Below are 17,742 nucleotides of genomic sequence, written 5' to 3' on the forward strand. Positions count from 1 at the left end.
TGTCACGGCGCCCGGGACGCAGCCGGGCGGACGGCACCGGTGCGCGCCCGCGCCTCACGCCGCGTGCACCTGTACGACCCCGGCCGGAGCGTCGGCAGGCCGGCGGCGAACGGGAACGTCCTCGAGCGGCCGGAACTCTTCGCCCCGCCCGTCGCGTTCTCCTCGCGTGACTCTTCAGCAAGAAATCGTCGGCAACGCCATGCAGATGGCGGTCGTCAACCTGCACCCGGGCCAGACCGTGTACTGCGAGGCGGGCAAGTTCCTCTTCAAGACCACGAACGTCACCATGGAGACCCGCCTGTCCGGCCCGTCGAACGGCGGCGACCGGCCCCAGGGCGGAGCCGGCGGCGGCATGGGCGGCCTCCTGCGCCAGGCCATGGGCACCGCCATGCAGGTCGGCCAGCGCGCGCTCGCGGGCGAGTCGCTGGCGTTCCAGTACTTCACCGCGCAGGGCGGCGAGGGCACCGTCGGCTTCGCGGGCGTGCTGCCCGGCGAGATGCGGGCGCTCGAACTGGACGGCTCGCGCGCGTGGTTCGCGGAGAAGGACGCCTTCGTGGCCGCCGAGTCGACCGTCGACTTCGGCATCGCCTTCGCCGGCGGCCGCACCGGCATGAGCGGCGGCGAGGGCTTCGTCCTGGAGAAGTTCACCGGGCACGGCACCGTGATCATCGCGGGCGCGGGCAACTTCATCGACCTCAACCCCACCGACTTCGGCGGCCGCATCGAGGTCGACACCGGGTGCGTCGTCGCCTTCGAGGAGGGCATCCAGTACGGCGTCCAGCGCGTTGGCGGCCTCAACCGCCAGGGGATCATGAACATGGTCTTCGGTGGCGAGGGCCTGTCCCTGGCGACCCTGGAGGGCAACGGCCGCGTCATCCTGCAGTCCCTGACCATCGAGAGCCTCGCCAACGCCCTGAAGAAGGCGCAGGGAGGCGACAAGCAGGGGCCGACCGGCGGACTGTTCTCGACCCACGCGGGGTGAGCCCGGCAACCGACCTTCCGGCGGGCGGCCGACCGTCGGGTCCGCAACCGCCCGCCGCCCCGGGAGTCCGGGGCGGCGGGTCGGCCCGGACGGCGGGCGGCAGGTTAACTCGCCGAAAACAGATGGCACTTGACGTGGAAATCTCGTTGATTGTCATTGACATGCCACTATCTACGCGCGTCATCATGCCGCCATGAGAACCCCCACACGCGCCACCCGCATCGGCGCCGCAGCCGCGCTCCTGTCCGCCCTCCTCATGGGCGGCACCGTCTCCGCCACCACGGCGGACGCCGCCGCCACCTCGGTCGGCAGCATCTGCTACAGCGACCTGCCGTCCCAGGCCCACGACACCCTCGACCTGATCGACCAGGGCGGCCCCTTCCCGTACTCGCAGGACGGCACCGTCTTCTCCAACCGCGAAGGCGTACTCCCCGGCCAGTCCTACGGCTACTACCACGAGTACACCGTCATCACCCCCGGCTCCTCCACGCGTGGCGCCCGCCGCATCGTCACGGGCGAGGAGTACCAGGAGGACTACTACACCTCGGACCACTACGCGACGTTCGACCTGATCGACTTCGGCTGCTGACCGAGCGGTCACCAGGAGCCGGGGTCCGGTCCGCACTCAGCCGGGCCCCGGCTCTCCGGGGAGCTCGACCAGAAGACGTCCGCAGGGACAAGCGGGGCCGAAGGGACAAGGGGCCGCAGGGGCAAGCGGGGCCCCAGGGCGCACGGTGCCCGGCGTGCAGGCTCCGGGAGGAGATCGCCGGGTGACGGCGTGACCGCGTCCCGGTCACCGCGGCATCGCGTCGGACCGGGGAGGCGCGATGTCCGAAGCCGCCTCGGCGAACTCGCGGATGAGCGGGGAACGCCGGGTGGCCATCCACGCCAGGCACACGTGATTGGGGCCGATGTCCTCGACCGGTACGGGAACGACGTCCGGGCGCGTGTAAAAGCCGGCCGTGGACAGCGGGATCACACAGACTCCGGCTCCGGAGGCCACGAGCTCCAGCTTCTCCTCGACCTGATGGATCTCGGGCACTGCGGGCCGGTCCCGCTCGCGCATCTCGAGGGCGACGTCGCGCCACTCCGGCACCGCGTCCGGGTCCTGCAGCAGGTGATCGGCGGCCAGGTCCGCGATGGCCACCGACTGCTTGCCGGCCAGGGGGTGGTCCAGAGGCAGGACGACGACCCGGGGCTCCTGGAACAACGGCACCACCTGGAGACCTTGTCGGTCGATCGGCAGCCGGACGATGCTCACGTCCGCCCGGCCGTCGTGCAGCACCTCCACCTGGTCGACCCAGCTCGTGCGCAGCAGCCGCACGTTGAGCCCCGGGCGGCGCGAGGTCAGGGCGCGCACCGCGGACGTCACAGTGATGCCGGGCATGAAGCCGATCGTGAAGGTGGGCGTGCCCCTGGCCGCGGAGGTGACCCGCCGGATCAGTGCCTCGGACGCGGCGAGGAGCGGAGGTACCTCCTCCCGCAACTGCTCGCCCGCCGGGGTGAGCATCGTGCCGCGGCGGTCACGGACGAACAGCTCAGCGCGCAGCTCCTCCTCGAGGGCGCGGATCTGCCGGGACAGAACCGGCTGGGCGATGTGCAGGCGTTCGGCGGCGCGGCCGAAGTGGAGTTCCTCGGCCACCGCCACGAAGTACCTGAGCTTCCGCAGGTCGACGTCCACCGCTCCGCACCGCCCGTGTCCGTTTCAGATGAATCTACCTCCGACCGTGCCGGCCGCGCCGCCGAGAGAGGGTGCATGCCCATCCGGCGCCGAGCATCGACCGCGGGATGTCAGCCGCGGGCGAGGACCGCCAGCGGGTCGGTGTGGTGGGGCGTCCACCCCAGCTCCGTGCGAGCGCGGGACGGGGTCAGCTGCTGGTCGAGGGCGAAGGCGTCCGCGATGGGGCCCATCTGCTTCCGCGCCTGCGCCAGGGAGATCGACTCCGTCTTCCCGTCGATTCCGGCCGACCGGCTGATGGCCAGCGCCACATCCTTGGCCGTGGGATTCACTCCGCCCACGCCGACGTAGACGGAACCGGCCTTCGCCTTCAGGGCGGCGACGTAGAGCTCCGCGATGTCGTCGACGTGGATCAGCGCCCAGTGGTTGGTGCCGTCGCCGATGTAGGGAATGGCGCCCGCCTGCTTGCCGGGCGCGGTGAAGAACATGTCGATCAGCCGGTTCTCTCCGCCGTAGAGCAGCCCGGGCCGGACGACCACGGGCCGTCCGCCGCGCGCCGCCCGCTGGAGGACGGCCTCCTCGACGGGTCGCCGCCAGGCGACCAGGGCGGGCGGGTTCCAGGGAGCGGTTTCGTCTGCCACCCCGTGGGTGTCGCCGTAGACCCAGGTGCCACCCGTGTGCACGTACGTCCCCGTACCGATGCCGTCCTGCATGGCGTCGGCGGCGGCCAGATCGGCCTCGCCGCTGTCCGCCTGGGCCAGGTGGACGACGGCCTGTGCCCGAGCCGCGGCGGCGTTGAGCACGTAGAGGTCGTCCAGCCCGCCGATCACCGGGACGGCGCCCAGTGCGCGGACCGCCTCCGCGGAGCGTTCGCTGCGGGCCAGTGCCTCGACGGCGTGTCCCTGCCGGATCAGCGCGGTGATCGTCGCCTTGCCCAGATAACCGGAACCACCGGTGAGGAAAACCTTCATCGCGATCGCGTTGCCTTTCGTCCGGTCCAGTGCGTCGCGTTCAGCGTGCGCCGGACCCGAGGCAGGCGTCCAAGACCTGTTCGGTCGGCTGTGATGCCCGATGGGGATCAGTACAGGGCAGAGGGGCCGGGAGCGGGCCCTGGCACCCGACCTGCGGTCGACACGGTGCGCGCGTCGCGGTCGGCGACCGGCCCTCGCCCGTCGCCCGTCGCCCGTCGTCAGCCGCAGCCGTCAGTCGTCAGCCGTCAGCCGAAGGCGCACGCCGCCGGCGCCAGGCCCGGCACCCGGCGCGCCACCGCACGCGGACGGGACCCGACCCGGCCGTCGGTCAGTCCCGGCCACCCGGGATCTCCCCGAGACGCACCGGTCGGCGCTCCCTGCGGGACAGCGCGCACGCCTCCGCGACGCGCAGGGCCTGCAGTGCCTCTCCGCCGTCGCAGGGGTTGGCGCGCTCGCCGCGCACCACCTCGACGAACGCCGCGACCTCGGCCTCGTACGCGGACGCGAACCGCTCCAGGAACCCCGTCCACGGCTTGTCCGCGGCCGGCGGACCGGCGAGCTCCGTGGACGCGATCGGCGTACGGTCGTCCAGCCCCACGGCGATCGTGTCCAGCTCGCCCGCCAGCTCCATGCGCACGTCGTAGCCGGCACCGTTCGTACGTGTCGCCGTGGCCGTGGCGAGTATGCCGTCCTGCAGTGTGAGCACGACCGCCGCCGTGTCGACGTCGTTCGCCTCCCGGTACATCGCCCCGCCCGCGTCGGACCCGGTCGCGTACACCTCGGCCACCTCCCGGCCGGTCACCCAGCGCAGGATGTCGAAGTCGTGGATGAGGCAGTCCCGGAAGATGCCGCCGGAGACCGGCAGATACGCGGCCGGCGGCGGCGCCTGGTCGGCCGTCAGCGCGCGGACCGTGTGCAGCCGCCCGAGCCGGCCCGAGCTCACGGCCTCCCGCGCCGCCGCGTAGCCCGCGTCGAACCGCCGCTGGAAACCCATCTGCAGCACCGTCCCGGCGGCGTCGACCTCGGCGAGCGCGGCCAGCGTGCCCGGCAGGTCCACCGCGATCGGCTTCTCGCAGAACACGGGGAGCCCGGAGCGCGCCGCCCGGCCGATCAGTTCGGCGTGCGCCGCGGTCGCCGCGGTGATGACCACCGCGTCCACCCCCCAGGTGAAGATCTCGTCCACGCCGGGCGCCGCCGTCGCGCCCAGCCGGTCCGCGAGCTGACGGGCCCGTGCGGTGTCGACGTCCGTGATGATGAGCGAGCCCACCTCATGGTGACGACTGAGGGAAGCCGCGTGATATGTCCCTATACGCCCCGCTCCGATCAGTCCGATGCGCATGGGACCAAAGTGGGGGCGTACCCCCCACTATGTCAATGCTTTGTCCGGACAACCGGACTACACAACTTCCCGTCAACAAGCGCCGGAGCTACGCTCGCCCCGTGCCGAAACCAGATGTGGACCCCACCGTCCCGCTCCAGCTCAGCGTCGACCGGAGCAGTCCGGTGCCGCTCTACTTCCAGCTGGCCCAGCAGCTGGAGGCTGCGATCGAGCACGGCGAGCTGACGCCGGGCAGCCTGCTGGGGAACGAGATCGAACTGGCCGGGCGGCTCGGCCTGTCCCGGCCCACCGTCCGGCAGGCCATCCAGTCCCTGGTCGACAAGGGCCTGCTAGTGCGCCGCCGCGGCGTCGGCACCCAGGTCGTGCACAGCCAGGTCAAGCGCGGCCTGGAGCTGAGCAGCCTCTACGACGACCTGGAGGCGGCCGGGCAGCGCCCCGCGACCCGGGTCCTCGTCAACACCTTCGCGCCCGCCTCCGCCGAGGTCGCCGCCGCGCTCGGCGTCCCCGAGGGCATGGAGGTGCGCCAGGTCGAACGGCTGCGCCTCGCGCACGGCGAGCCGATGGCGTATCTGTGCAACTACCTGCCGACCGGCCTGCTCGACCTCGACAGCGACCAGCTGGAGGCCACCGGCCTCTACCGGCTGATGCGCGCCGCCGGCATCACCCTGCACAGCGCCCGGCAGTCCATCGGGGCCCGCGCAGCAGGCCGCCTCGAGGGCGAACGACTCGGCGAGCCCGAGGGCGCCCCGCTGCTCACCATGCAGCGCACCACGTTCGACGACACTGGTCGCGCCGTGGAGTTCGGCACCCACACCTACCGCGCCTCGCGCTACTCGTTCGAATTCCAGCTGCTCGTACGCTCCTGAACCGCCGGGGCACGCGGTGCCCCACCCCCGCGCGTGTGCCCGCCCCATATCCGTGCTCCACCCTTCTCCCGGGCCTTGTCCCCACCCCTACCAGGCCCTGACCTGCGGCGTCGATCAGCGGTCGGCGATACTTGGTCATTCCAAGCAACTGCAGGAATCTTGCAAGAAGGGCACGGCCACGTGGCACGGACCAGAACCTGGGCAACCATCGCGCTCGCAGGAGCGCTCGGCCTCTCGCTAGCGGGGTGCAGCAGCCACGGCGGCAAGCGCGCCGAGGACGCCCGCGAGGCCGCGGTCCAGGGCAGGGCAGCGGTGGACACTCCCCGCTGGACCTTCGCGATGATCACTCACTCGGGTGATGGCGACACCTTCTGGGACATCGTGCAGAGCGGCGCCAAGCAGGCCGCCGTCAAGGACAACATCCACTTCCTGTACTCGCACAGCGCCGAGGCGCAGCAACAGGCGCAGCTCGTGGACGCGGCCGTCGACCAGAAGGTGGACGGCATCATCGTCACGCTGGCCAAGCCCGACGCGCTGAAGGCCGCCGTCGCCCGGGCGGAGAAGGCCGGCATCCCGGTGGTCACCGTGAACTCCGGGTCCGCTCAGTCCGAGGCCTTCGGCGCGCTCGCCCACATCGGCCAGGACGAGACCGTCGCGGGCGAGGCCGTCGGCGACGAGCTCGACAGGCGCGGCAGGAAGAAGGTCCTGTGTGTGCTGCACGAGCAGGGCAACGTCGGCCACGAACAGCGCTGCGCGGGCGTCAGGAAGACCTTCCACGGCACGGTCGAGAACCTCTACGTCAACGGCACCGACATGCCCGACGTGCAGTCCGCCGTCGGCGCCCGGCTCCAGGCGGACCCGTCCGTCGACGCCGTCGTCACCCTCGGCGCCCCCTACGCCGACACCGCGGTGAAGGCCAAGGCCGACGCCGGCAGCCGGGCGGAGATCGACACCTTCGACCTCAACGCCAAGGTGGCCGGAGAACTGAAGGACGGAACCCTCGGCTTCGCCGTCGACCAGCAGCCCTACCTCCAGGGCTACGAGGCGGTCGACCAGCTCTGGCTCCACAAGTACAACGCGAACGTCCTCGGCGGCGGCAAGCCGGTCCTGACCGGACCGCAGATCGTCACCCGGGACCAGGCCGCCGCCCTCGAGCGGTACACGAAGCGGGGGACCCGATGACCGCCTCCGCACCGGCCTCCGCGCCGGAACGCGACGCGGAACCGCGCCCCGGCCGGCCCCGCGACGAACGGCTCCTGAAGACCTCACCGCTGAAGAGGCTCCTCGGCCGGCCCGAGCTGGGCTCGGTGGTCGGCGCACTCGCCGTCTTCCTCTTCTTCTCGATCGCCGCCGACAGCTTCCTGCGCGCCTCCAGCCTCAGCACGGTCCTGTACGCGGCCTCCACGATCGGCATCATGGCCGTCCCGGTCGCGCTGCTCATGATCGGCGGCGAGTTCGACCTGTCCGCGGGCGTCCTGGTGACGTTCTCCGCGCTCGTCTCGTCGATGTTCAGCTACCAGATGACCGCGAACGTCTGGGTCGGCGTCGGGGTGTCGCTGCTGGTCACCCTGGCGGTCGGCGCCTTCAACGGCATCATGCTCAGCCGTACGAGGCTGCCGAGCTTCATCGTCACGCTCGGTACGTTCCTGATGCTCACCGGCATGAACCTCGGCTTCACCAAGCTGATCAGCGGCACGGTCTCCACCAAGTCGATCTCCGACATGGACGGCTTCAGCTCGGCGCGGGCCGTGTTCGCCGCCACGCTCACCCTCGGCGGCGTCGGCTTCAAGATCACCATCCTGTGGTGGCTCGCCCTGGTCGCCCTCGCCTCCTGGATCCTGCTGCGCACCCGCGCCGGCAACTGGGTCTTCGCGGTCGGAGGCAACAAGGAAGCGGCCCGCGCGGTCGGCGTCCCGGTCGCCAGGACCAAGACCGGCCTGTACATGGGCGTGGCGCTCGGCGCCTGGATCTCCGGGCAGCACCTGCTGTTCTCGTACGACGTCGTGCAGTCCGGGGAGGGCGTCGGCAACGAGCTGATCTACATCATCGCCGCCGTCATCGGCGGCTGCCTGATCACCGGCGGCCACGGGTCCGCGGCCGGTTCGGCGGTCGGCGCGTTCATCTTCGGCATGACCAGCAAGGGCATTGTCTTCGCCGAGTGGAACCCCGACTGGTTCAAGTTCTTCCTCGGAGCGATGCTGCTCCTCGCGACCCTGCTCAACGCCTGGGTCCGCAAGCGTGCGGAGGCCACCAAGTGACGCGGACCCAGGCGCGCACGGCACTCGTGGAGCTGTCCGGCGTCGGCAAGCACTACGGCAACGTCCGCGCCCTCGAAGGCGTCGGTCTCGAGGTCCACCAGGGCGAGATCACCTGCGTCCTCGGAGACAACGGCGCGGGCAAGTCCACCCTGATCAAGATCATCGCGGGGCTGCACCGGCACGACGACGGCCTGCTGCGCATCGACGGCGAGGAGACCCGCCTGTCCTCCCCGCGCGAGGCCCTCGACCGCGGTATCGCCACGGTCCACCAGGACCTGGCCGTCGTGGGACTGATGCCGGTGTGGCGGAACTTCTTCCTCGGCTCCGAGCCCCGCAGGGGCAGGGGACCCTTCAAGCGCCTGGACGTCGACTTCATGCGCCGCACGACACGCGAGGAACTGCTGCGCATGGGGATCGACCTGCGCGACGTCGACCAGCCCATCGGGACCCTCTCGGGCGGCGAACGCCAGTGCGTGGCGATCGCCCGCGCGGTGTACTTCGGCGCGAAGGTCCTGGTCCTGGACGAGCCGACGGCGGCACTCGGCGTCAAACAGTCAGGTGTGGTCCTCAAATACGTGGCTGCCGCACGAGACGCGGGCCTGGGTGTTGTTTTCATCACCCACAACCCCCACCACGCGTACCTGGTGGGCGACCGGTTCGTCCTCCTCAAGCGCGGCACGATGATCGCCCATCACGTCCGTGAGGAGATCACCCTGGAGGAGCTGACACGCCAGATGGCGGGCGGTGAGGAGCTGGACGATCTGCGCCACGAGCTGGAACGCGCCCCGTAGCGGGCGCCCCCGCAGGGCTCGGTCCAAGAGCCCAGTGCGGCGAAGGAGCCCACAGTGCGGGCCGACGCGCGCGTGCGGCAGAATCGGGCCGGTGAGCACCTACCGCGACTTCACCCACCGCGGCTCCGCCCGGGCCACCGTCCTGCGGACCGTCGGCACGCGCGAGCGCCGTTCCCACCTGTCGGCGCCGCGCGTCCCCACGGTCGGCATCGACATCGGCGGCACGAAGGTGATGGCCGGCGTCGTCGACGCCGACGGCAACATCCTGGAGAAGCTCCGCACCGAGACGCCCGACAAGTCCAAGAGCCCCAAGGTCGTCGAGGACACCATCGTCGAGCTCGTCCTGGACCTCTCCGACCGGCACGACGTGCACGCCGTCGGCATCGGCGCGGCCGGCTGGGTGGACGCGGACCGCAACCGAGTGCTGTTCGCCCCGCACCTGTCCTGGCGAAACGAGCCCCTGCGCGACCGTCTCGCCGAGCGGCTCGCCGTTCCGGTCCTGGTCGACAACGACGCCAACGCCGCCGCCTGGGCCGAGTGGCGCTTCGGCGCCGGCCGCGGCGAGGACCACCTCGTCATGATCACTCTCGGCACCGGCATCGGCGGCGCCATCCTGGAGGACGGCCAGGTCAAGCGCGGCAAGTACGGGGTCGCGGGCGAGTTCGGCCATATGCAGGTCGTGCCCGGCGGTCACCGCTGCCCGTGCGGCAACCGCGGCTGCTGGGAGCAGTACAGCTCCGGCAACGCCCTGGTCCGCGAGGCCAGGGAGCTGGCCGCCGCCGACTCCCCGGTGGCGTACGGGATCATCGAGCACGTCAAGGGCAACATCTCCGACATCACCGGCCCGATGATCACCGAGCTGGCGCGTGAGGGCGACGCCATGTGCGTCGAGCTGCTCCAGGACATCGGCCAGTGGCTCGGCGTCGGCATCGCGAACCTGGCGGCCGCCCTGGACCCGTCCTGCTTCGTGATCGGCGGCGGCGTCAGCGCGGCCGACGACCTGCTGATCGGCCCGGCCCGGGACGCCTTCAAGCGCCACCTCACCGGCCGCGGCTACCGCCCCGAGGCGCGTATCGCCCGCGCCCAGCTCGGCCCCGAGGCCGGCATGGTCGGCGCCGCCGACCTCGCCCGGCTGGTGGCCCGCCGCTTCCGGCGCGCCAACCGGCGCCGGGTGGAGCGGTACGAGCGCTACGAGCGGTACGCGGAGTCACGCCGCACCACCAAGGGACTGCTGTGACGGCCGCCGCCTCACTGCCGCGCCAGTCGTCACGCCCGGGTGAGCCGCCGCGCCCGCCGGAGGACCGTCGGCGCACGATCCGCCGCCGGGCGCTGACCCTCCTGATCATCGTGCTGCTCATCGGCGTGCCCGCCGGGTACCTGATCATCTCCGCCAACCAGTCCCGCAACAGCGGCAAGGACAAGGAGGCGAAGTACGCGGCTACCGGCCTCGTCCCCGGCCGTCCCTCGTGGCTGCAGCGCCACCTGTACCAGGTGTGGATCCCGCCGGACGCGACGAAGATCGCGTCGTACGAGACGAACAACTGGAAGACCAGCCGGCTGTACGTGCAGTTCACCACCAGCGACGACGGACTGAACCGGTTCCTGTCGACCCTCAAGGCCACCCGGTCCTCGCTGAAGGCGAACGACATCGCCATCAGCACGCGCGACCAGCACGTCGTCAACTGGTCCTTCAACGGGCAGGGCCCCTGGCACGGCCTGACCCATGCGCAGAAGAACCCGGCCCCCACATTGGACGTCGTCGTGAACACGTCCCTGCCGCAGCACCCGACGGTGTACGTGGTGTCGCGGACCATCCCCTGACGGGTGATCCCCTGACGGATGATCGCCCGGCCGGTGAACCAGGACCGATGGTCCCCGACGGGCCCGCCCCGGCAGGGCCCGGCCGGCGGCCGGAGCCGATTGTCAGACCCCGCCCGTAGAGTCGGAGACGACTGACACGAACGAGCGGCGGGAGGTGACCGGACGTATGGCGGAGCAGGTGGCCGAGGCGGCCGCGCCCGGACGGGCGCCCGCATGGGAGAGCCTGGCCGCGGTCTTCCTGCCCGCGCCGCTGCCCCGCCGGAGCCGGGTGGCCTTCTGGGACCCGGACGGCGGCCCGCTGCCGTCGGACGGCACCGAGGACCTGACGGTCGTCCGGCCGCACGGATCCGGAGCGCGCAGAAGCACCGTGCCCGCCGTGACCCTGCCCCTCACCGAGGCCCTGCCGTTGCTCGCGCGAGCCCGCCGCGCCCCCGCCGCCCATCCCGCGACCGCCTGCTGGGGCGCGGCCGCCCTGCACGCCCTGCGGCTCGTCGCGCGCGGCCGGCTGCTGCCCGGGCTCACCGCGGACGGATACGACGCGTGGCGGGCGGGACCCCTGGAGCCGGACGACATCACCCACCTCAGGGCCATCGCCGCCGCCCTGCCGTACGAAGGCCATGCCGTACCGCTCCCCGGCAAGGGCCCCCTGCTGCTGCCCGAGCCCGAGGCCCTGGTCAGGTCCTTCCTGGACGCGGTCGCGGACACCCTGCCGCGCACCCCGGCCGCCGCCCACACGGCGGGCAGGCCGTTCGCGGCCGAGGAGCCGCAGCGGCTCCCCGAGGCGCACGAGTGGGCCGCCGAGGTCGCCGCGGGCATGGACGCCGGCGTGCGGATCTCGCTGCGCCTGGACCTGTCGGCGTACGACCTGTTCGACGGCGGCGAGGGAGCGGGCCGCGCCGGTGCGGCGGTCGTGCAGGTGCACAGCCTCGCCGACCCGACGCTGGTCGTGGACGCCGCCGCGCTGTGGGCCGGTGAGGCGGACGCGGCCTTCGGCCCCCGCGCACGCGTGGACGCGGCCCTCGCGGTCCGCCGCGCGGCCCGGGTCTGGCCCCCGCTGGAACGGCTCGCCGAACAGGAGGTGCCCAGCGTCCTGGCGCTGTCCGAGGACGAGTTGAGCGACCTGCTGGGCATCGCCGCCACCCGTCTCGGCGCGGCCGGCGTCGCTGTCCACTGGCCCCGGGACCTGGCACACGACCTGACCGCGACGGCGGTCGTACGGCCGGCGCCCGGCTCGGCGACCGACGGCACGGGCTTCATGGACAGCGAGGAACTGCTGAGGTTCCGCTGGCAGTTGGCGCTCGGCGGCGATCCGCTCAGCGAGGCCGAGATGGACGCCCTCGCGGAGGCCCACCGCCCGGTCGTCCGGCTGCGCGACCGGTGGGTGCTGGTCGACCCGGCGCTCGTCCGCAAGGCCCGCAAGCGGGAGTTGGGCCTGCTCGATCCGGTGGACGCGCTCGCCGTCGCCCTCACCGGGACCGCGGACGTCGACGGCGAGACGGTGGAAGCGGTGCCGGTCGGTGCGCTGGCCGACCTGCGGGACCGGCTGACGGCCGGCATCGGCCCGGTGGATCCGCCCCCGGGCCTCGCCGCCCGGCTGCGGGACTACCAGCTGCGCGGCCTGGCCTGGCTGGACCTCATGACCTCCCTCGGCCTCGGCGGCTGCCTCGCCGACGACATGGGGCTCGGCAAGACGGTCACCGTCATCGCCCTGCATCTGCGCCGGGCGCGCCGCGAGCCCACGCTGGTGGTCTGCCCCGCGTCCCTGCTCGGCAACTGGCAGCGGGAGATCACCAGGTTCGCGCCCGGAGTCCCGGTCCGCCGCTTCCACGGCCCGGAGCGCACCTTGGACGACGTGGACGGCGGATTCGTCCTGACCACCTACGGCACGATGCGCACGGCGGCACCCCGGCTGGCCGAACAGACCTGGGGCCTGGTCGTCGCCGACGAGGCACAGCACGTCAAGAACCCCTACTCCGCGACCGCCAAGGCACTGCGCACCATCCCGTCCCCGGCCCGCGTCGCGCTCACCGGCACACCGGTGGAGAACAACCTCTCCGAACTGTGGGCCCTGCTGGACTGGACGACCCCCGGGCTGCTCGGCCCCCTGAAGTCCTTCCGCGCCCGGCACGCGCGGGCGGTGGAGACCGGTGAGGACCCCCAGGCGGTGGAGCGGCTGGCCCGCCTGGTCCGCCCCTTCCTGCTGCGGCGCAAGAAGTCCGACCCCGGCATCGTGCCCGAGCTCCCGCCGAAGACCGAGACGGACCACCCCGTCCCGCTCACCCGCGAGCAGGCCGCGCTCTATGAGGCGGTCGTACGGGAGTCGATGCTGGCGATCGAGACCGCCGAGGGCATCGCACGGCGGGGCCTGGTCCTCAAGCTCCTCAGCGCCCTCAAACAGATCTGCGACCACCCGGCCCTCTATCTGAAGGAGGGCGCCAGGACCACCGGAGGTCTCACCGCGCGGTCCGGCAAACTCGCCCTGCTGGACGAGCTGGTGGACACCCTGCTGTCCGAGGACGGCTCGGCGCTGGTCTTCACGCAGTACGTGGGCATGGCCCGCCTGATCACCACGCACCTGGCCTCCCGCGCGGTGCCCGTCGACCTGCTCCACGGAGGCACGCCGGTGCCCGACCGGGAGCGGATGGTGGACCGCTTCCAGAGCGGCGCGACCCCGGTCCTGGTGCTCTCCCTCAAGGCGGCGGGCACCGGCCTGAACCTCACCCGCGCGGGCCATGTCGTCCACTTCGACCGCTGGTGGAACCCGGCGGTCGAGGAACAGGCCACGGACCGCGCCTACCGCATCGGTCAGACCCAGCCGGTCCAGGTCCACCGTCTGATCACGGAGGGCACGGTGGAGGACCGCATCGCGGAGATGCTCGAGGCCAAGCGCGCGCTGGCGGACGCCGTCCTGGGCTCGGGCGAGTCGGCCCTCACGGAACTGACGGACCGCGAGCTGGCGGACCTGGTGTCGCTGAGGAGGACGGCATGAACGGGGCGGGGCAGGAACGCCCTCGGGTGGGCGGGGAACCGAGGGACGACCACGCGACGCGCCCCGCCGACGCGGCCCGCCGTGCGCTGCGCGCGGCACAGCAGCGCGAGCGGATCCACGGCGAGGCGGAAGGCGTGGAACCTCCCGCAGGGGCCGAGCCTCCCGTCGGTGCGGAGCCTTCTGCCGCGGCCGAGCCTCGCGCCGAGGCCCAGCCTCCTGCCGGGGGAGCGGATGTCGCCCTCCCCGAGTCGGAGGCGAAGCCGACGACCCCCCGGCCGGGCGATGCGGCGCGCGCGGCGCTGCGGCGGGCGAACGCGGAGCGCCGGAGCACCCGGCGGGCGGACGAGCCGGAGGAGTGGCCGAAGGAGGGGGAACCGGCGGAATCGCCGGAGGCCACCGCGCCACCGGCCACAGCACCCCCGGCCGCCGCGCGAAGGACCGCGCCCGCCACGCGGCCCGGCGACATCGCACGCGAGGCGTTGCGGACGGCACGGAAGCAAGCGGAACGGGAACGCACGGAGAGCCGCGCCACCACGGCGGCCGAGGTACGGCGCCGGTCCGGCAGCCCGGGGCCGGCCCGCTCCCAGGAGGGCGCCGCCGAGCCGTCCGGCACCGAGGAGACCCCCGCCCTCCGGGGAGCTGTCGCCGCACCGAGGCCGACGGGCGCTCGGGGCCGCCGCAGCACTCGTCCTCCGGCGGGCGGCCGCCAGGCCCGGGACGTACGGGCGCTCCTCGCCGGGGCCTTCGAACTGCCGGCGTCAGCGGCACCGCGGAGCGGGAGCGCGTCCGCCGCGCGCGAGCCCGGCGAGCGGCGCGGCACACCCTCGCCGCCCTCCCCGTACGAGACAGCGAGCCCGTCCACCCGGCCGCGGCAGGGCACACCCGAACCGTCCGCGGGGCCCCGCGGCACGCCGTCCGACGCGCCCCCGGCAACGCCCCGCTACCCACGGTCCATGGCCGCCCCCGGCCGTGACGGCGAGCTGCGGCGTACCTTCGCGGCGCTGCCCGCCCGTCCGGTACGTGACCGCGACCGGTTCGCCGAGACGTGGTGGGGCAACGCCTGGGTGTCCGCGCTGGAGGAAGGAGCCCTCGACGCGGCGCGGCTGGCGCGGGGGAGGGCGTATGCGGGGCGGGGAAACGTGGACGCCATCACCGTCACCCCGGGACTCGTGCTGGCGTACGTGCAAGGCAGCCGGCCCCGGCCGTACCGCGTGCAGGTGCGGCTCAGGACGTTCTCCGACGAGGAGTGGGATCTCTTCCTGGACGCCGCCGCGGACCGGCCCGCGCACATCGCCGCGCTGCTGGACAAGCAGATGCCGCAGTCCCTCGCCGAGTGCGGGGTCCGCCTGCTCCCCGGCGCCGGCGACCTCGAACCCCACTGCAGCTGCCCCGACTTCGGCCACCCGTGCAAGCACGCGGCCGCCGTCTGTTACCAGACCGCCCACCTGCTCGACCGCGACCCCTTCGTCCTGCTCCTGCTGCGCGGCCGTGGCGAGCGCGACCTGCTCGACGCCCTGTCACGGCGCAACGCGGCCCGCGCGGCCCGTGCCGACCGGGACCGCAGGCCCGCCCCCACCCCAGGCATACGCGCCCGGGACGCCCTGGCTCGCCGCACCCGGCCGCCGCTGCCGGCACCCCTGCCCCCGCCCGCCCACCCCGAGCAGCCACCGGTCTACCCGGACGCCCCCGGCGGCCCCGACTCGTTCGCGCTGGACCAGCTCGCCACGGACGCCGCCGCCCGCGCGCACGCCCTGCTGGCCACCGGGCAGGACCCGGTGGGAGAACTGACGCTGTGGCAGGACGCGGTACGGCTCGCCGCCGCCCGCCCCGGCTCGGGCCTCACCGCCGGAAGCCGGGCGCTGTACGCGTCGCTGGCCGCCGCCACCGAGCGGACACCGGCCGACCTGGCGCGGGCGGTCGCCGCCTGGCGGCAGGGCGGGAGGGAAGCCCTCGCCGTACTGGAGGAGCCCTGGGACCCGCCGGCCGGCCGCTTCGACCGCGCCCGCCCCCTTCTCCTGGCCGCGGACCTGCCCGCCTTCCGCCCGTGGCGCAACCGCCTCACCCACCCCGACGGCCATGTCCAGCTCCGTCTCGGCCAGGACGGCCTGTGGTACGCGTACGAGTCGGAACCGGGCCGCGACGACTGGTGGCCCCGGGGCACCCCCGACCCGGACCCGGTCGGCGCCCTGACCGGACTCGGGGCGCCGGGGGAGGGCTGACCTGGAGGCGTCCAGGCACCAGTTGGAGCCATGGGCGTAGTCCTGGTCCATCTTGGCGAGGACCTTCCCGGGGGTGGAGCTGCCGGAGAACAGGTCCTGGACCCCGGTCAGATGGTCCTGCTGGACCCTGGCGTCGGGCCAGTACTGGTCCAGGAACGGGACCGTCTGCCCTGCCGGGCGTGTACTCCGGTTTCCTCCGGCACGCCGTTGCCGCGGCGCGCCGTCACGGCCTGGACACCCGAGCGATCCTTATCGAAGCCGGCCGGCGCAGGATGGTCGGCGGCCAGACGGACATGATCACGGACATTGTGCTGGACCTCGCGGCGGCCGGTTGCGTCGACTGGCGCGAGTGATCGGTGCGGTGGCTGTGGTGGCCCGGCGGGGCCGGTGCCACCGCTGCTCACGTCAGAGGGCGGACGGCGATGTCAGCGGCTCGTGTCGGCGTCACCTTCGTCATTCGGAGGCTCTCCCTGTCTCCTGCCGCCCGGAGGGGAGCCGTTCCCGTGCTCTTCCAGCAGCTCGAGAAGCGCGGCGTCCGCTCTCCTCTGATCTTCCTTCGTCAGCTCGACCGGTGCGTTGTTGTAGACGGTGTAGCGATCTGGATCGATGATGTTGGCGGCCCTCAAGCTGAACGTCAGCAGGGGGCGCCAACCCTTGCGGTGGCCGACCCGAACCTGGAGCTGGGCCTTGTAGTCACGGGCCTCCGGGAGGAATCCGGAAAACGGTGCCTCGAACTCGAGGAAGAGTTGTTGCGCTTCTCTGCCGGGCACGACGAATCCGGCGGGCAGCTTCGTCTCCTCGTCCGGCCCCGGTTGGAGCCGGGACGTGGAGGACACCCACAGGAGCGGCAGATGAGAGGCGGGCTCATGAGGGAAGGTCAGGATGAGGTCCTGCACGACGATCGGTTTGGGACCGGTGTTGTGCAGGACGAGCGGCAGTCTTAGGCGTGCCGTGGAACCGTGGACGATCGCCGCGAAGGAATGAGGTTCCCACGCCTGCAGACGTCCCTGTCGGGCGTTGAGCCACCAGAACGACGCGACGGTGAAGAGCAGTGCGCAGACTGATACCACACTGGCGCCGGTAAGCGATGAGGACGCGATCTGATCCGCCGCGACCATCAGCGGAACCACAGGTTCAGTCTGCCAGCCCCGCCGTGGGCTCGCTAACAGGACGAGTGGAGGCCGACAGTCCCCCGGAACGGGTCAGAGGCCGGCGAGGAGTACGAGATACCAGGCGACCAAAGCAGAGCATGTCACCGCGGGGAGGAGTTTGGTCAGCCCGTCGCCCTTGCGTACGTGCGTGGTCACGGCACCGGCGAGCAGCATCAGCAGCCCGATACCGGCCAGGCCGCCGCACAGCGGTACGACCGGGCCGAGGGCCACGCCGATGGCGCCCGCCAGCTCCAGCCCGCCGATGACCCGGTAGGCCGCAGTGGTGAAGCCGGCGTGGGCGGCCAGCTCGGGCATCGGACCCAGGGCCAGAATCTTGGCCGCGCCCAGCAGGGCGAAGATCAACGCGATGAGACAGGTCAGCGAGGCGGAGAGGTTCACGAGGCGCCTTCGGGGGTGTGCGGGCGGCGGGCCCGGCGGCGTTCGGCGCCCAGGCCGGCGAAGTAGGCGATCAGGTCGGGGTTGTCGACCGCGGAGGGGTTGAGGACCTGGTCGGCGGGGGCGCCCTGGAGGAGGCGCTTGACCGGGACCTCGAGCTTCTTGCCGGTCTTCGTGTGCGGGATGGCCGGCACGGCGAGGATCTCGTCGGGGACGTGGCGGGGTGAGGCGCCGGTGCGGATCGCGTCGTGGATCTTCTCGCGCAGGGAGTCGTCCAGGAC

Annotated in this window: 16 protein-coding genes and 1 pseudogene; 11 read left to right on the forward strand and 6 right to left on the reverse strand. The window is 72.6% G+C overall.

What is annotated here, in order from left to right; genetic code table 11:
* Window positions 1-166 precede the first annotated feature (166 nt).
* Both ACFYZE_RS33125 and ACFYZE_RS33130 read left to right on the forward strand, forming a co-directional pair.
* A complete protein-coding gene (locus ACFYZE_RS33125) occupies window positions 167-982 on the forward strand; it encodes an AIM24 family protein (RefSeq protein WP_389002414.1) in 816 nt (271 codons plus the stop codon).
* 193 nt (window positions 983-1,175) lie between these two features.
* Window positions 1,176-1,571: a ribonuclease domain-containing protein gene (locus tag ACFYZE_RS33130; RefSeq protein ID WP_263232819.1), complete on the forward strand. Its 396-nt coding sequence runs from the start codon at window positions 1,176-1,178 to the stop codon at window positions 1,569-1,571.
* 204 nt (window positions 1,572-1,775) lie between these two features.
* Here the strand turns inward: ACFYZE_RS33130 and ACFYZE_RS33135 are convergent, their stop codons facing one another.
* From ACFYZE_RS33135 to ACFYZE_RS33145, 3 genes are all read right to left on the reverse strand, one after another.
* Window positions 1,776-2,663, reverse strand: coding sequence for a LysR family transcriptional regulator (locus tag ACFYZE_RS33135; RefSeq protein ID WP_389002418.1), 888 nt, complete (start codon window positions 2,661-2,663; stop codon window positions 1,776-1,778).
* Window positions 2,664-2,773: 110 nt separating this feature from the next.
* Window positions 2,774-3,631 carry an NAD-dependent epimerase/dehydratase family protein gene (locus ACFYZE_RS33140; RefSeq protein WP_389002421.1) on the reverse strand — a complete coding sequence of 286 codons (858 nt, stop codon included), beginning with the start codon at window positions 3,629-3,631 and terminating at the stop codon, window positions 2,774-2,776.
* A gap of 328 nt (window positions 3,632-3,959) precedes the next feature.
* Entirely contained in the window at window positions 3,960-4,970 is a 1,011-nt protein-coding gene (locus ACFYZE_RS33145; RefSeq protein WP_389002424.1) for a Gfo/Idh/MocA family oxidoreductase, read from the reverse strand.
* Between the two features lie 116 nt (window positions 4,971-5,086).
* On the opposite strand from ACFYZE_RS33145, the gene ACFYZE_RS33150 reads away from it, so the two are divergent.
* The 9 genes from ACFYZE_RS33150 to ACFYZE_RS33190 all read left to right on the forward strand — a co-directional run bounded on the left by ACFYZE_RS33150 (window position 5,087) and on the right by ACFYZE_RS33190 (window position 16,267).
* A complete protein-coding gene (locus tag ACFYZE_RS33150; RefSeq protein WP_389002467.1) occupies window positions 5,087-5,836 on the forward strand; it encodes a GntR family transcriptional regulator in 750 nt (249 codons plus the stop codon).
* Window positions 5,837-6,016: 180 nt separating this feature from the next.
* The gene (locus tag ACFYZE_RS33155) at window positions 6,017-7,018 is read left to right on the forward strand and encodes a sugar ABC transporter substrate-binding protein (protein ID WP_389002427.1); all 1,002 of its coding nucleotides are present in this window, start codon (window positions 6,017-6,019) and stop codon (window positions 7,016-7,018) included.
* Window positions 7,015-8,094 carry an ABC transporter permease gene (locus ACFYZE_RS33160; protein ID WP_389002430.1) on the forward strand — a complete coding sequence of 360 codons (1,080 nt, stop codon included), beginning with the start codon at window positions 7,015-7,017 and terminating at the stop codon, window positions 8,092-8,094. Before ACFYZE_RS33155 ends, ACFYZE_RS33160 begins: the two co-directional genes overlap by 4 nt.
* On the forward strand, window positions 8,091-8,885 hold the full coding sequence (locus tag ACFYZE_RS33165; protein ID WP_389002433.1) for an ATP-binding cassette domain-containing protein: 795 nt from the start codon (window positions 8,091-8,093) through the stop codon (window positions 8,883-8,885). The genes ACFYZE_RS33160 and ACFYZE_RS33165 overlap by 4 nt, the downstream gene beginning before the upstream one ends.
* A 91-nt stretch (window positions 8,886-8,976) precedes the next feature.
* Entirely contained in the window at window positions 8,977-10,122 is a 1,146-nt protein-coding gene (locus ACFYZE_RS33170; protein ID WP_263232823.1) for an ROK family glucokinase, read from the forward strand.
* Window positions 10,119-10,706: a sugar kinase gene (locus tag ACFYZE_RS33175; protein WP_389002437.1), complete on the forward strand. Its 588-nt coding sequence runs from the start codon at window positions 10,119-10,121 to the stop codon at window positions 10,704-10,706. Before ACFYZE_RS33170 ends, ACFYZE_RS33175 begins: the two co-directional genes overlap by 4 nt.
* A 166-nt stretch (window positions 10,707-10,872) precedes the next feature.
* Window positions 10,873-13,695: a DEAD/DEAH box helicase gene (locus tag ACFYZE_RS33180; RefSeq protein ID WP_389002440.1), complete on the forward strand. Its 2,823-nt coding sequence runs from the start codon at window positions 10,873-10,875 to the stop codon at window positions 13,693-13,695.
* A complete protein-coding gene (locus tag ACFYZE_RS33185) occupies window positions 13,692-15,914 on the forward strand; it encodes an SWIM zinc finger family protein (protein ID WP_389002443.1) in 2,223 nt (740 codons plus the stop codon). The genes ACFYZE_RS33180 and ACFYZE_RS33185 overlap by 4 nt, the downstream gene beginning before the upstream one ends.
* A 179-nt stretch (window positions 15,915-16,093) precedes the next feature.
* Window positions 16,094-16,267, forward strand: coding sequence for a hypothetical protein (locus tag ACFYZE_RS33190; RefSeq protein ID WP_389002446.1), 174 nt, complete (start codon window positions 16,094-16,096; stop codon window positions 16,265-16,267).
* A gap of 72 nt (window positions 16,268-16,339) precedes the next feature.
* On the opposite strand, the gene ACFYZE_RS33195 is transcribed toward ACFYZE_RS33190, so the two are convergent.
* From ACFYZE_RS33195 to ACFYZE_RS33205, 3 genes and pseudogenes are all read right to left on the reverse strand, one after another.
* A complete protein-coding gene (locus ACFYZE_RS33195) occupies window positions 16,340-17,044 on the reverse strand; it encodes a hypothetical protein (RefSeq protein ID WP_389002449.1) in 705 nt (234 codons plus the stop codon).
* Between the two features lie 72 nt (window positions 17,045-17,116).
* Window positions 17,117-17,464: a DoxX family protein gene (locus tag ACFYZE_RS33200; protein ID WP_389002452.1), complete on the reverse strand. Its 348-nt coding sequence runs from the start codon at window positions 17,462-17,464 to the stop codon at window positions 17,117-17,119.
* Window positions 17,461-17,742 (reverse strand): annotated as a pseudogene (locus ACFYZE_RS33205) (acetoacetate--CoA ligase); the annotation flags it as partial. The pseudogene ACFYZE_RS33205 and the gene ACFYZE_RS33200, both read right to left, overlap by 4 nt.

It is taken from the genome of Streptomyces sp. NPDC001796, assembly GCF_042892355.1.
In the GTDB taxonomy this organism is placed as follows: Bacteria; Actinomycetota; Actinomycetes; order Streptomycetales; family Streptomycetaceae; genus Streptomyces.